Annotated in this window: 13 protein-coding genes; all 13 read left to right on the top strand. The window is 47.5% G+C overall.

The features are described 5' to 3' along the window. Positions 1-13: 13 nt before the first annotated feature. The 13 genes from P40081_RS09720 to P40081_RS09780 all read left to right on the top strand — a co-directional run bounded on the left by P40081_RS09720 (position 14) and on the right by P40081_RS09780 (position 14,414). Positions 14-208 carry an aspartyl-phosphate phosphatase Spo0E family protein gene (locus tag P40081_RS09720; protein ID WP_052422177.1) on the top strand — a complete coding sequence of 65 codons (195 nt, stop codon included), beginning with the start codon at positions 14-16 and terminating at the stop codon, positions 206-208. An 88-nt stretch (positions 209-296) separates the two neighbouring features. Next, positions 297-893, top strand: a complete 597-nt coding sequence (locus P40081_RS09725) for a hypothetical protein (protein ID WP_042135091.1) — start codon at positions 297-299, stop codon at positions 891-893. 285 nt (positions 894-1,178) lie between these two features. Further along, positions 1,179-1,868 carry a TetR/AcrR family transcriptional regulator gene (locus P40081_RS09730; RefSeq protein ID WP_052421742.1) on the top strand — a complete coding sequence of 230 codons (690 nt, stop codon included), beginning with the start codon at positions 1,179-1,181 and terminating at the stop codon, positions 1,866-1,868. Between the two features lie 32 nt (positions 1,869-1,900). Then, positions 1,901-2,797 carry an alpha/beta fold hydrolase gene (locus P40081_RS09735; protein WP_042135092.1) on the top strand — a complete coding sequence of 299 codons (897 nt, stop codon included), beginning with the start codon at positions 1,901-1,903 and terminating at the stop codon, positions 2,795-2,797. Continuing rightward, complete coding sequence (locus P40081_RS09740) at positions 2,794-3,741, top strand: phosphotransferase enzyme family protein (protein ID WP_042135094.1); 948 nt, start codon at positions 2,794-2,796, stop codon at positions 3,739-3,741. Before P40081_RS09735 ends, P40081_RS09740 begins: the two co-directional genes overlap by 4 nt. Positions 3,742-3,882: 141 nt before the next feature. Further along, positions 3,883-4,647 carry a class I SAM-dependent methyltransferase gene (locus P40081_RS09745; protein ID WP_063779827.1) on the top strand — a complete coding sequence of 255 codons (765 nt, stop codon included), beginning with the start codon at positions 3,883-3,885 and terminating at the stop codon, positions 4,645-4,647. Between the two features lie 140 nt (positions 4,648-4,787). After that, positions 4,788-5,354 (top strand): cob(I)yrinic acid a,c-diamide adenosyltransferase, encoded by a 567-nt coding sequence (locus tag P40081_RS09750; protein ID WP_042135096.1) that lies wholly within the window; start codon positions 4,788-4,790, stop codon positions 5,352-5,354. Beyond that, complete coding sequence (locus P40081_RS09755) at positions 5,351-6,457, top strand: RluA family pseudouridine synthase (protein WP_042135098.1); 1,107 nt, start codon at positions 5,351-5,353, stop codon at positions 6,455-6,457. The genes P40081_RS09750 and P40081_RS09755 overlap by 4 nt, the downstream gene beginning before the upstream one ends. Before the next feature lie 430 nt (positions 6,458-6,887). Then, a complete protein-coding gene (locus P40081_RS09760) occupies positions 6,888-7,253 on the top strand; it encodes an arsenate reductase family protein (protein ID WP_042135100.1) in 366 nt (121 codons plus the stop codon). 798 nt (positions 7,254-8,051) lie between these two features. Next, positions 8,052-8,525 carry a chemotaxis protein CheW gene (locus P40081_RS09765; protein ID WP_197074344.1) on the top strand — a complete coding sequence of 158 codons (474 nt, stop codon included), beginning with the start codon at positions 8,052-8,054 and terminating at the stop codon, positions 8,523-8,525. Between the two features lie 144 nt (positions 8,526-8,669). Beyond that, entirely contained in the window at positions 8,670-11,891 is a 3,222-nt protein-coding gene (locus tag P40081_RS36280) for a response regulator (protein ID WP_081969896.1), read from the top strand. Beyond that, on the top strand, positions 11,888-12,616 hold the full coding sequence (locus P40081_RS09775) for a response regulator transcription factor (protein ID WP_042135104.1): 729 nt from the start codon (positions 11,888-11,890) through the stop codon (positions 12,614-12,616). Before P40081_RS36280 ends, P40081_RS09775 begins: the two co-directional genes overlap by 4 nt. Positions 12,617-12,701: 85 nt before the next feature. After that, complete coding sequence (locus tag P40081_RS09780; RefSeq protein ID WP_052421745.1) at positions 12,702-14,414, top strand: methyl-accepting chemotaxis protein; 1,713 nt, start codon at positions 12,702-12,704, stop codon at positions 14,412-14,414. The last annotated feature ends 5 nt before the right edge of the window (positions 14,415-14,419 follow it).

The following is a 14,419-nucleotide window of genomic DNA, read 5'->3' on the forward strand; positions in this document are numbered from 1 at the left end:
TTCCGGAAGCGGGATACATCCTCCCAGGGGTGATGCAAATGCACGCAGGCTCTCGCTGGAAAATGAAATACAGGTCCTCCGCAGCAGAATGGAACAGCTCTTTATACAGGAGAATTCCTTTACCTCAGATAATGTAATTGCCATCAGCAGCTTGCTGGACCTGAAGATTAATGAGTATATGAGAGGCCGCCACCGTAAGAACGATTAACCGGCTGATTTATATTGAAACGGACATCTCCCTTTGCGGGAGGTGTCCGTTTTTTAGTGCGCCTCACAGTCGCACCGTGTAGGTGATTATGATTTTCGTAATTGGAAGCTATCCATCCGAAGGACAGAACTATTCTTGTATCAGGAATCCCTTTGAATCCGCCGAAAGTGGGCGGTATGGGGAAAATAAAGGGATAAATCCCTTTGAATCCGCCGAAAGTGGGCGGGATGCTGAAAATAAAGGGATAAATCCCTTTGAATCCGCCGAAAGTGGGCGGGATGCTGAAAATAAAGGGATAAATCCCTCTGAATCCGCCGAAAGTGGGCGGGATGGGGAAAATAAAGGGATAAATCCCTTTGAATCCGCCGAAAGTGGGCGGGATGGGGAAAATAAAGGGATAAATCCCTTTGAATCCGCCGAAAGTGGGCGGGATGGGAAAAATAAAGGGATAAATCCCTTTGGATCCGCCGAAAGTGGGCGGGATGGGGAAAATAAAGGGAAAAATCCCTCTGAATCTGCCGAAAGTGGGCGGTATGGGGAAAATAAAGGGATAAATCCCTTTGAATCCGCTGAAAGCGGGCGGTATGAGGAAATTAAAGGGATAAATCCCTTTGAATCCGCCGAAAGCGGACGGCATGCGGGAAAGAGGAGCACTTCACAGTTTGCACGCAAAAGGAGGAAATGAGAAGCTCTGGCGTGTGATTTCGCCGAAGACTGCCCAGTAAATAGTCTGAGTGAAGCATCGCGATGTGGCCTTAATATCTACATAAGCTGCACTGGCTACATTGGCCGCATAAGCTTCAGATTGATTCACCAGTTAGGGTGAGTTTGTACTGAATATATGAATGAACTTATTTGCTGGATGCTATAACTTTTCTGCGGCAAAGCAGGTCTACTCTTTTAATTTACATAAATATCCTTTCACAGTATAATGAATGAACAGTCATTCATTATAAGGGAGATGGGAATCGTGAGTGATAACAGCAAGAGTGATAACAGCAAGAGTGATAACAGCAAGAGTGATAACAGCAAGAGCGACAACGGCAAATTGCTGGAACGTAAATTCATTGAGGGCTTTGAGCTATTGGCTCCGGACAAGGCGATCCGGCAGATCATTTATCATGCTGTCGAGGTCTTCTCCAGGAAAGGCTATGCCGGGACCAAAATCAAGGATATCGCCGCCAGTGCAGGCTTCAGCCAGGGGTATGTCTATATGTATTTCAAATCCAAAGACGATATCTTCACCAGAATTGTTGAGCTGGCTTCGGACGGAGCAGGAATATCGGTGCAATATGCAGCAGAGCTGGACGGAACCCCGCTGGAGCGGATTACCTGGCTGACCGAGGCATTCCTGTCGCAAGGCAGTATTGCCTTGCAGCACTTCCGGCTCATTCTTCTGCAGACGGCAACCTCGGAAGCTATTCCGGAGGCGGCTAAGCTTGTTGCGAAGGAGAAGATTATGAAGCCATTCGAGCATCTCGTTCCCTTGATCATCGCCGGGCAGGAGGCAGGGGAGATTATCCAGGGTGATCCGGTGGAAATCGCCGTCGCCTATTTCTCCTTCATCCAGGGGCTTGGTATAGCGAGGATACAGACCACAGCTGCCGCTCCTTTTCCCTCAACCGAACTGGTTCTGCGCTTCATGAAAAGAGATCATTAGCCCATCCCATATCCGAAAAGGTGGAATTAGCCATGGTCAAGGTATTTAAAAGTGATGCCGGCAAGGAACAGGTTCTCCGTTCCTATGATGAGCTGCTCGGGGACTGGGGGACGAAGGTTCGGGAGCTGGATATCGAGACTCCTTACGGGACAACACATTGTATAACGGCGGGAGAGGCCGGTTTGCCGCCCCTGCTCCTGTTCCATGGGGTAGGCGATAATTCGGCGGTGATGTGGCTGCTGAATATACGGGAGCTGTCCCGGCATTTCTGCTGCATTGCGGTGGATACGCTGGGAGGGCCTGGGAAGAGCCTGCCGGGTGCCAGGTTCAATAATCAGAATTTTAATCAGGTAGATTGGATTAACAGCGTAGCTGATGGATTGAAACTGGAACAATTCTATGTGGCAGGTGTATCGAATGGAGCGTACATGGCCTTCAATTATGTGATTAACGAGCCTGGACGAGTTCTTAGGGCAGTCTGTATGGAAGGCGGGATGGTCACGGCTCCGTTAAAAAGCATGATCCAGACGCTGCTGATGATGTTCCCGGAAATCATGGTACCTACGCGCAAAAATCTGCTTAAGGTATTTAATAAGCTCAGTTCGCCGGAATCACGACTTGTAGAAAAACATCCTAAACTGGCCGAGCATGTGGTGCTGCTCATGAAGAATCATAACCAACAGGCGATGTTTATCCAGAGAACTGAGCTCTATGACAAGGCCCGCGCGGCTATAGTCAGGGATAAGCTGTATTTTCTGATCGGGGATTACAAGCTGCAGCATAAGAAGGATTTTATTGGCATACTTCAGGACGGGGATTTCCGCTATAAGGTGATCGGGGGCTCAGGCCATGGCATCAATATGGAACAGCCGGAGCGGGTCAACCGGGAGCTGATACAGTTTTTGCAGGGACAGGGGGGAGTGCGATGATTCCAGAGAGTATCCGGCAGCAGGTGTTCACAGAGCTCGGCTGTCCTCCTGAAGCGGTCAAGCATCTTGGAGGGTATAATGACAATGTATTTGAGCTTGAACGGGCAGGAGCCGAGAATATCGTCGTCAAAATACTGGATCACAGCGTGGTCCCCAAGGAACACATTTTGCCGGAAATGGAATGGCTGAACTACCTGCAGGAGAGTGAAGTGAGTGCGATCCGCCCGCTGTGCCTGGAGTCCGGGAAGTATATTTACCCGGTGTCAGAGCCTTTTTATTATATTCTGTTCCATAAGGTTAAAGGTACACATGTGAATCGGGAAGATAAGACGGTTTGGAATCCGCTGTTATTCGAGCACTGGGGAGAGGCGATGGGAAGGCTGCATTCCTGTGCCCGGAGCTACCAGGCAGTCCATCCGCATCCACATGGGCAGGAGAATATAATTCTGCTGGCGGAGAGGATAGAAACAGACGCTCTTTTGTTGCAAAAGTGGAAGGTATACCAGGAAGAATTCAGCCGCCTTGGCACCTCCGGGAATGAATTCGGCCTGATTCATGGCGACCTTCATCCGCATAACTTCCTGGTGCATGACGGCTCGCTGACAGTGATAGATTTCGGGGATGCGGAATATCACTGGTTTGCGTATGATATTGCCATTGCCGTCTATCATATGGCCCAGACTGTGCCGGAAGATGCGGGCAAGAAGGACGCTGTGCTGGCATTTTATCACGCTTTTATGGAAGGCTACCGCAGGGGTAACACAGATACCGGGTTCATGGCTCAGATCGGCTACTTTATAGATTACCGGCATCTTTATTCGTATACCTATCATATGGTGCACACAGATCCGGGCGCGCTTACGGACGGCCAGAAGGCATATCTTGCCCGAATGAGGCGGACGATCGAAGCCGGGGAACCTTGCCTGGGGTTCAGGCTGCTGTAATGCTTGTACGTCCCGGGGCGGAGGAGGAGGTGGACCCGGGGCCCGATGGAGGACTCCTGCGGCAGGGATATAATGAATACTCACGATGATTCTAAAGGTACGGGCTCTTCTGCAGCGTACCGGAAAAAGAGGATGATATTCATGTTACAAGCCGATATACTGCGGGACCCCTATACGTATGATGAGCTGAAGCTCGAAGGAACGGGAGCCGTTAATCCGGAGAGCGGGCGTAAGTACCCGTTGAAGCAGGGCTTTCTCGCCTTTTTGGGAGAAGCGGATGCCGAGGGCAGCAACAAAAAGTACCTTGAGCTGTACAACCGGATAGCCCGTTTCTACCGGCTGTCCAACAAAGCTTATTTCGCCCTGAAATTCGGCGGGGAACGAAGCTACAGAGGACAGTTTCTGTCTTCGCTTGAACTGCGGGAAGGTGACCGTGTGCTGGAGACCTCGGTGGGCAGCGGCGATAATTTCCCCTATCTGGGTGTACAGGCAGAGCTGTACGGACTGGATATCTCCAGCGGAATGCTGAAGCAGGCGGTGCGCAATCTGCGGCGCTGGAAGCTTCAGGGACATCTGTTCCAGGGACAGGCGGAGAAGCTGCCTTTTAAGGACAACGTCTTCGATTGTGTCTATCATGTCGGCGGTATCAATTATTTCAGTGATCCGGGAGCTGCGGTACTGGAGATGATCCGGGTGGCGAAGCCGGGCACCAGACTGATGATTGCCGATGAGACAGAGAAGCTGGTAAAGGGAACGTACGGGAAGGTGCCGGTGGTTAAGGGGTATTTTCAGCAGGGGGAGGAGTTGCCGGGGGTGCTTGGACTCATTCCGCAGGATATGCTGGAGATCGAGTATAAGGAGGTATGCAAAGGCCTGATGTACTGTATTACTTTCCGGAAGCCGTAGGCGGGGTGGGGATCGGGTACATTCCATATTAGCTCATTAGGGAGTTATTTACATGTCAGAAATGCTGATCTTTGTTTGCCTACATACATAAGAACGATTACACTATTACTATGTGATTTGCAACTTAGGAGGGAAATACTATGGCGATCTATACGCGTACGGGGGATAAAGGGGAAACCTCAGTCATCGGCGGCCGTGTGGGCAAGGACGATGTCCGCGTCGAGGCTTATGGCACCATAGACGAGCTGAACTGTTTTGTCGGCCAGGCACGGAGTCTGATGGAGGATGAACGGTTCGCGGATGTTAGGGAGCAGCTGCTGGAGATTCAGCATGAGCTGTTTGACTGCGGTTCGGACCTGGCGTTCGTGAAGCTGAGCGAGAACAAATATAAGGTGAAAAGCGAGATGGCCGCGCGTCTGGAAGGCTGGATCGATGTGCTGCAGGCGGAGAATCCGGTACTGGAGCGCTTCATTCTGCCCGGCGGAAGCCAGCTGTCCTCGGTTCTGCATGTCTGCCGGACGGTCTGCCGCCGTGCGGAGCGCCGGGCTGTGACCCTGGGACGCAGTGCAGATATTAACCCGGAGGCTGTTGTCTATCTGAACAGACTCTCTGATTATTTCTTCGCGCTGGCCCGTGCCGCCAATACACGGCTGGAGGTTGCTGAGGTAGAGTATGTGCGCAGCAAAAAGGTGTTCCGGAACAAATGACCAGCTACTATCCGCCGATTACCTATATTGTGCCGCCGGATGAAGACGGCTGGCTGCTCAAAACCATCCTGCAGAAGCGGATGGATGTCTCCCGTAAGCTGTTGTCCCGTCTGAAGATGACAGACCTCGGGATTACGCTGAACGGAGAGCGTGTCTATATCAGCGTCAAGGTAAGCAGCGGTGACCGTGTAGAGATCCGGATGGAGGAAGAAACGTCAGAGGATATCCTGCCGCAGCCGATTCCTTTTGAGATTCTATATGAAGACGGCCATCTGCTAGTCGTGAACAAAGCCGCGGGGATCATTGTCCATCCGACCCATGGCCATTACACGGAGACGCTCGCGAACGGAGTGGTGCATTACTGGGCGGAGAAGGGGGAGCGGGTCCGCTTCCGCCCTGTCCACCGGCTGGACCAGGAGACCTCCGGTGTACTGGTCATTGCCAAGAACCCGTACAGCCATCAGCATATCTCCGAGCAGATGATCGCCGGGACGGTGGACAAGCGGTATGCTGCTTTTGTGCACGGGGTTCCCGCTCTGCAGAGCGGCGACATCGCCGGTCCGATCGACCGCGACCCGCTGGAGCCGCACCGGCGGATTGTGACGCCGGATGGTTATCCTTCCTTGACCCGGTACGAGGTCAAGGAGGTCTATCCGCGCGCGGCTTCGCGCGTGGAGCTGAAGCTGGAGAGCGGGCGCACCCATCAAATCCGGGTGCATATGAGCTCGATCGGCTGCCCGCTGATCGGTGACGGCATGTACCGTCACCCTTTGTATGCCCGCGGGCAGGCGGCAAGCGGGCTTTTTCCGCCGGGCAGCGGAGAGCGGGAGGCCGGGCTGGTGCTGCCCGGCGGCGAGACGCAAGAAGCCAGGCTGACGCTGCCGGGCGGAGAGAGCAAAGAGGCGGAGCTGTCGTCCGTGGAAGCGGCGCAGCTGGCAGAGATCGCGGAGCTGGACGCGTCCATTCCGCGCCAGGCGCTGCATGCGGTGCGCCTGTCCTTCCGGCATCCGGTCACGCATGCCGATCTGGTCTTCGAGGCTCCGCTGCCGCCGGATATGGCGCAGCTGCAGGCGAAGCTGCGTGAGACTGGTGCAGGGCAATAACTGTCTCAGCAGCCTGGCCGTGATATAAGGGGATGCTGAAGATTTCGCTGGCGGGTACAGCCAGGCGCCAGCGTGAGATTGTGAAATAAGTGCGAGACTGCACTTATTCTTAGCTGTTTCGCCACTCTAAATCCAACAAGTGGAAAAAGTACAACTAATCTAAGAGGTTTGGCCGAAAAGTATCGAATGCGCTCAAATTAAGTGTTGAAAATCCAACTAATTCCTATTAAGCTGCTAATTCACGCTAAATAAATGTACAATTTCCATCTATTTAGATTAAAACGGGAAAATTCCACTGTGGGGATTAGCCGTGGCTGCAGAGAATGTTTGACTTCCGGCCCATCCGGCCCGTGAACGCGGCTGCGCCGGCAGCCCTAATAATCAGCGTACTGCAACATTGCCGCTGCGCTTATAATAAAAGGAGAACCATATGAGTCAATTGAAGGTGTATCAATATCCGAAATGCAGCACCTGCCGCGCCGCAGTGAAATGGCTGAAGGAGCAGGGGCATGAGCTGGACTTGCAGCATATTGCCGAGCAGCCGCCCACAGTGGAGGAGCTGCGCGTCCTGCTGAAGAACAGCGGACTGCCGCTGAAGAAGTTTTTTAATACGAGCGGTGAGGTCTACAAGGAACTTAATCTGAAGGACAAGCTGGCCGGTCTCAGTGAAGATAAGCAGCTTGAGCTGCTCGCCAGCCACGGGATGCTGATCAAGCGTCCGGTTGTCACTGACGGCAAGAAGGTTACAGTCGGCTACAAAGATGAGCAGTACGCTGAAGCCTGGAGCAACACCTAAAATTCGGTGCGATCCAGACGATTAATGCAGCGTTCCATAAGATTTCCTTTTTTATTTCTTGTTTAAGCATTGCAGCAATACTGGATCCCATATCATGTTTATGTTTGGCTGCCCTTTCTTGTCCCCTTGCTTCGTATGATCACCGGAGCATCAAAAAGCAGCAAGGGGAAGATAACGGCATACGTACGGAACCTCCAGAATATCCCTTAGAACCAGTCCTAATTCCATTCGGAAAGTTGCAGGATTGCTATTGTAATAGTCTCCAGTCCCCCTGTTCGAAGCCATATACATTTTTGAAATTCTTTCCACACTTTGCCGCGCTTATATTGGATATCTTCCTCCAGCCCAAAGAAATCCCATTCCTTGTTTATGGATTCAGATCCATGCCCTCAAAGACTTATATATAAATTTTGATGCAAATTGTTTGTCTGCATATGAGCAATCCTGAATTTATTGCAAGGGTAATATGTATTTTGTATTAATTTATCAAACAGAAATTAAATAGCATATAAACATGTTATATAACAATTTGGATTTATAGTTAAAACAATATAGATTGTACTTGAGATTTTAGAGTGAAGAATCAGTCGCCACTGCGGTGAATATTTGGACTTCCGGCCGCTGTTGTCTGCAGATTTCATGATTATACTGCTGTTCGCGGTGGAAATCCGCAGACTAAGGCGATTGCTATCGCTCCTTCAGTTCCAAAATCCCCCTTCGTCAATCCTTCCTCCTCCTCAAGTTTCCAAGTTCAATCTATACATAGTGTCAATGATATTGAATGAATGGGGCGAGGAAATGACAGTACGGCGATTATTACCAGTAACGGATACAGAAGAAGTCGGAATTGTTGAGTTTCTGCTAGGCAATGATCTGTATTGTACGTATGTGCAGCAAGTAAGGGAGGTTATTAATACTATTCCGGTTACTCCAGTTCCATTAGCACATCCTTACATGGAGGGGCTGATTCAGTTTCGTGGAGAAGCCATTGCAGTCATAGACCTGGCTAAATGTTTCGGGTATCCTTCTGCAAGGAGAACTGGACAGATACAGGGCAAATATATTATTGCTGAGATGAAGAATAATAAGGCTGCCGCGTTTCATGTCCATGAGGCATTGAGAATCAATCAGTTTAATCCGGCGAAGATGAATCAGACTCTTGAGGCCTTACAAGTGCAGCGCGGGTTTAGTCAGAGGATTGTGCAAGTCGAGGGGAAGCTGCTTGTTCTTCTGGACTTTGAAAAAGTGATAGAGACTATATCTGCTGACTAAGTGTTTGTAAAATATCAAACAAATGTTGAAATATGTGGCATTTTGTCGAACGGTGTATATTGTTCGACATTTTTTGTATATAATCATGTTGATCTTAAAATTGCCAAATACAAACCAATAATGTATTTATAAGGTGGTAGTGAGTTGATTCGTGATTTGATTCTCAGTTTTTGCCTGTTGACGATTTTTACGTTTTTTTTCGAGCACTTTATGATGAGGGTAAACATTAATCTGAGGGTTTTAACAGGCTACACTTGGAAAGTGGGGATATACCAGGGCCTTGTGGGCGTCATTCTAATATATGCTGTTAGTCATCCCTTTAATAATTGCCTGATTGCGGACCTGAGTACCATCCCCATACTCATTGCTGCTTCCATTGGCGGCCCATTCGCATCAGCATTGGCGGCTTTGTTAATTATCCTTCCCCGTCTTATTTATGAGCCATCCATAAAGATGATGATAGTGGGGATTATTGATGTGTCCATCATTTTTATTGTTTGCAATATAACCATCCGCTATATTCACTCCTTCTGGAAGCAGTGGATCATCTTAGTCACCGTGACCAATCTTCTGTTGATATTATTTTATAATTATATTGACAACTCACATTCTTTATCCGCCAGTCTGCAATTTTTGGCCGTGTATGAGGCATCCGGGTTATTTATCGCGGCAAAGTTATTCTATATGTGCAATGCCCAGAGGCTGAAGCAACGGTTCGATGAGATGCAAAGCGATCTGTTAGAGATTCTTCATCTGCAACCTGGATTTATCTATAAATTGACCAGAGAAAATGAAGAATTCAAATATAAAATTGCCGGAGGTGCCTTGTGTGTTGAACTGGGGATTTCCTCCAGTGAACTCGTCGGCAAGACACTTGATAGACTGGATTTATTCCCTGAGGATCTAAGTATTTTTATGAAGATTCAAAAGGAAAAGGCCTGGGCCGGAGAACCGCAGACATTTGAAATATTATTTAAGGAGCATACGCTGCTTATCAATCTGAATCCAGTTTTCTATGACAACATCGTTGGCGCTATCATCGGCTCTGTTATAGATATTTCCCAGCGCATGGAATCAGAGAAGAAGCTTAAAGAGAGTGAGGAGTTATACCGTTCGCTTGTGGAGAGCACCCAGGATTTCATAGTGTGGTTTGATGTGCAGGGACGAATTACATCTGTAAATAATAAAGTGGCCGAGACGCTTCGAATATCGCCTGAGAGCCTGATTGGGACAATGATAACAGAACAGATGCCAGCGGGTGAGCATGTTGAGCAATGGCTCTATTACTTCAGACAGGTCATCTCAAATGGAACGATGGAGAGATTTGAATACAGCTTTAGATCAGCCAGGAGAGAACATCAATATGATGTCACTTTGTCTCCGTTCTTTAACATGAAAGAGGAAGTAATAGGGGTTATAACCACTGGGCATGATATTACCCATGTGAAGAAAAGCAGGGCGGCTGACGAAGCTAATAAGGCAAAAAGCGAGTTTCTTGCCCGCATGAGCCATGAAATACGTACCCCGCTTAGCGGAATCATAGGTCTCACGGAGCTTTTGACTAGACAGGAAATGTCTCCGGTGCAAAAAGATTATTTGAACAAAATTCTCTCCTCGTCCCATACCTTGCTTGGTATTATTAATGATGTTCTTGATCTCTCGAAGATTGAGGCCGGTAAAATTGAACTGCAAAAGGTTAATTTTAATCTGCATCAGCTGATGCAGGAATTATCGGATATTCTTGCCGTGCTTCTCGGATCGAAACAGCTAAAGTTCATTATTGATACATCGGCGGATATTCCGGAGATGCTCTATGGTGATTCTCTGCGCGTTGAACAAATTCTTATCAATATGATAAACAATGCCATTAAATTTACGGATAGGGGGCATATATACGTCAAGGTTGAACCCGTAAGATATGAAGAAGATATTATTCATTTGGAGTTCTCGGTAGAAGATACGGGCATCGGGCTTACGAGCGATCAGATCGATCATCTGTTTGAACCCTTCATGCAGGTCAGACATTATTCCAGACAGATGGGTGGAGGAACCGGCCTGGGACTTCCGATCTGCAAATACTTTGTTGAACTGATGGGAGGAGATATTGAAATCAGCAGCGAGCCGGGACAGGGCAGTAAGTTTTCCTTTACCATTCCCTTTGAATATGCACGACCGGATGAATTGCTTCAGCTGGAGGAGCGGATGGAATTTTCACAAACCAAAGTTCTTGTCATTGAGAACAATGCTGCGGTTAGAAACGGGTTATGCTCTATGCTGGAATCAATGAACTTTGATGTTGCGGCATGTGAACAATCGGATCTTGTTTATTCTCATCTGCCTGTTGAAGTGATTGTGGTTGATTTAAGTATGAATGAGCGGGAAGGGTTGAACGACTGGCTGCAGCTTCAGAAAATACATCATACACATCCCGTTCGCTATGTTGCAATTTCAACGGCAGAGGTACGTGATGGGATTTCGAAATTGCCTGCGAGTCTGCAGCCGGATGCTCTAATTCTAATGCCCGTTAGCCGTAACGGCCTGTACCAGGCCATGTACACCTTGTTCAAGAATGAACCGGATTCACCGCATGAGATTAAGGGTAGCGGGAAGCTTTCCTTACCCGGGATTCAGCGGAAAATTCTGTTAGCAGAAGATAACGAAATTAATCAGCTTGTTGTCACAGAGCTTCTGACTTCATACGGCTTTGAGGTAACCGCAGCAAATGATGGTAAGGAGGCTCTGGCTTTACTGGAACATGGGGGATGGGACTTGCTTTTACTGGACATTCATATGCCTGAACTTAGTGGAATTGAGGTGACGAAGAAGATACGGCAGAACCGCGAGTATGACCACCTGCCCGTCATAGCCCTGACCGCAAATACTGTAAAGGAAGAGCATGAAATGTATTACCGCATTGGGATGAACGGTGTATTGACCAAGCCGCTTCAGGTCGATGCACTAATTGCGTTACTGAACAGACGTGTCAAAGGAATAGATTATCAATTGCTTTTGCAAAGAGTTAGCGGAAAAGAATATATTGTACGTTATATGTTCACTGTGTTTATTCGTGACTATAAGCTTTTTGTTGAACAACTGCGGGATGCCCTGAACAATGACGATTTAACTGGATATCATCGGATGCTTCATACCTTTAAGGGTGTGGCAGGGAATCTGTGTGCCGACCGGCTGCTGACAGCTGCAATGAGGCTTGAATTAGAACTAGAGCAGGATGCTGATCTCCAGAATGGATTGGACAATTTGGAGGATGAGCTTCTGGGGATCATCTCTTCTATACAGCACTATTTAGATAATGCATATCCTGGTGACAGCAAGGATGTACTTGATCATGAGAGGGTTTTATTATGAAAGTAATACTTATTGAGGATGACATGATTATCGGTGACATGATAAAGATGTATCTTGCAGAAGAAGGCAATATTGTTTACAGAGTAGATACAGGAACCGGAGGACTTGCTCTTATTGAGGAAAAGCAACCCGATCTTGTGATCATTGATTTAGTGCTGCCTGACTTAAACGGCATTGAGGTTTGCAGAGAGATTCGTAAAGAATCTGTGGTGCCCATCGTAATTATTTCTATGAATACCGAAGTCATGAGCCGTGTCGAAGCCTTAAACGCCGGGGCGGATGATTATTTATGCAAGCCCTTCAGCATGAAGGAGCTGTTAGCCAGAATGAATGCCATTTTACGGAGAGCGTATCAGAGATCAAATTATAAAGAGGCTGATGGAAGTCATTCAATTTCCAGACCGGAAGATAAAAGCATTGTTATTGAACATGAATACCGGTCTATTAAAGTTCAAGGGAAAATAGTAGAGACAACCTTTACCGAATTTGAAATTATGAAACTCCTTTATAACCATCCGGAGCGGGTGTTCTCGCGGGAGGAACTGATCATTTATCTGCGTGGAATCCATACATTAGTGAATGAACGCTCAATTGATGTGCATGTTATGAAGCTCAGAAATAAAATTGAACTAGATCCAAAAAATCCGAAATATATTAAAACAGTTTGGGGAATAGGCTATAAATTTTCGCTGAATAAATTCAATGAATATGAAGAAAAGACATAGATTCCTAATACTTTTACAAGAAATGTTTTAATACCTCTGCTCTATCATGAAAGGGAGATGTAAGTGATAGGAAGGGGATAGAACTGTGCGTAATCTAAAAGTAGCAACAAAACTGTTTCTGTTGATCGGAGTCTTTATTGTAGCCATGGTTGCACAATCTGCTCTTGGATATGTATCGTTGACAAAAATTGTTGATAATTCTAACGCGATGTATTTCGATCAGATGGTGCCGGAAGCAGATTTTCTAAATTACCGTACCGGCAACCGGGCGATGGAAAGCATTCTGTTCCAATCCATGCAGACTAGTACAAATCAAGAGGCGAACGAATTAAAAATAAAATTCGATAGCCTAGTGAATGCGAATTCAAATATTCTGGATAGAATGCTTGTGAATGGGATCACCGAAGAGGAGAAAAAGCTTGTAAAAGATATTAAAACTGAATTTATTGTATACATCCGTTCCATGCAGGAAGCCTTTGCTTTGGGGGCTGTTAATCGCAATGTGGAAGCCTATGAATATTACAAAAATAATGTTGTACCCACAATGAATGTAATGCTAACTTTAGGTGACACATTGGAAAACAAACTTAAGGATAGTGCCGCTGCCATTAACACTTTGGTCCGCGAACAAGGGGAGCAAAGCATTCTGTTATCAAACATCCTGTCCATCGCTTTTTGTCTGCTCTGCACTGTTGTCGGAATTATCATCATAAGGATGATTGTAAAACCGGTGCAGGCTGTACAGAAGCTTATGAAAGAAGCGGAGAACAGAGATTTCACCGGAGAAGCAAGTTATCGTTCCAGAGATGAACTCGGGCAACTGACGCATTCTCTCAATACTATGCTCGAGGTATTAAGAAACCTGTTCGGGCAGATTACAGAGACTTCGCAGCAGGTTGCGGCGTTCTCTGTGCAGCTTACGGCAAATGCAGAACAGACCAGCACAGCCAGTGAAAATATTGCGGCAAACGTTCAAGAAGTAGCGGGAGGTGCAGATCAACAGGTTCATGCGGTTGAAGTAACGGCCAGAACAATGGAACATATGAAGGACAGTATTCAGCTTATTGAACGGAATGCTCAGAACATGTCTGAAACAGCCTCACAGACTTCAGATCTATCATTGGAGGGAAATGAAGCGGTCCATACAGCTGTGAGTCAAATGAGTTCAATCTATACGGCGATTGAAGAGCTGAACAGCATTATTCATGGTTTAGAACAGCAGTCAGAAGAGATAGGTCAGATTGTAGACACTATATCAGGGATTTCAGCACAAACCAATTTGCTCGCGCTGAACGCAACAATCGAAGCGGCCAGGGCTGGAGAACATGGCCGGGGATTTGCGGTTGTCGCGAATGAGGTCCGCAAGCTGGCTGAGCAATCAGCAGGATCGGCCCAAAAAATATCTGTCCTGATCAGTACGATTCAGTCGGAAACAGGCAAAGCTGTCCGATCCATGGAACGCACGTCTAAAGAGGTTGAGAGCGGGATCGAGATTGTGAATTCGGCAGGGCAAGCATTTGCACAGATTGAAGAGTCTGTGGATAACGTCGCCGCCCAGATCAGGGAAGTCACAAATGAAGTTCAGGATCTGGCAGCAGGAACAGAAATAGTGTTTCGTTCGGTGGAAGAGATCAATACTTCTGCCAAAACTTCTGCCTCCGGCACGCAGAATATTGCAGCAGCAACAGAAGAACAGCTAGCATCAATGGAAGAAATATCAGCATCCTCAGCTTCCTTAGCCCAAATGGCCGAGGATTTGTACGACAATTTAAACGGTTTCAAGATTTATAGGAATTAAGGTAA

Source organism: Paenibacillus sp. FSL P4-0081, assembly GCF_000758565.1.
GTDB lineage: Bacteria > Bacillota > Bacilli > Paenibacillales > Paenibacillaceae > Paenibacillus_AQ > Paenibacillus_AQ phytohabitans.

What these genes read in the sequence shown, in the direction of transcription:
- P40081_RS09760 (WP_042135100.1), top strand. Translation starts at nt 6,888, where the DNA reads ATGAGTCAATTGAAGGTGTATCAATATCCGAAATGCAGCACCTGCCGC.
- P40081_RS09735 (WP_042135092.1), top strand. Translation starts at nt 1,901, where the DNA reads ATGGTCAAGGTATTTAAAAGTGATGCCGGCAAGGAACAGGTTCTCCGT.
- P40081_RS09750 (WP_042135096.1), top strand. Translation starts at nt 4,788, where the DNA reads ATGGCGATCTATACGCGTACGGGGGATAAAGGGGAAACCTCAGTCATC.
- P40081_RS09755 (WP_042135098.1), top strand. Translation starts at nt 5,351, where the DNA reads ATGACCAGCTACTATCCGCCGATTACCTATATTGTGCCGCCGGATGAA.
- P40081_RS09745 (WP_063779827.1), top strand. Translation starts at nt 3,883, where the DNA reads ATGTTACAAGCCGATATACTGCGGGACCCCTATACGTATGATGAGCTG.
- P40081_RS09740 (WP_042135094.1), top strand. Translation starts at nt 2,794, where the DNA reads ATGATTCCAGAGAGTATCCGGCAGCAGGTGTTCACAGAGCTCGGCTGT.
- P40081_RS09775 (WP_042135104.1), top strand. Translation starts at nt 11,888, where the DNA reads ATGAAAGTAATACTTATTGAGGATGACATGATTATCGGTGACATGATA.
- P40081_RS09725 (WP_042135091.1), top strand. Translation starts at nt 297, where the DNA reads ATGATTTTCGTAATTGGAAGCTATCCATCCGAAGGACAGAACTATTCT.
- P40081_RS09765 (WP_197074344.1), top strand. Translation starts at nt 8,052, where the DNA reads ATGACAGTACGGCGATTATTACCAGTAACGGATACAGAAGAAGTCGGA.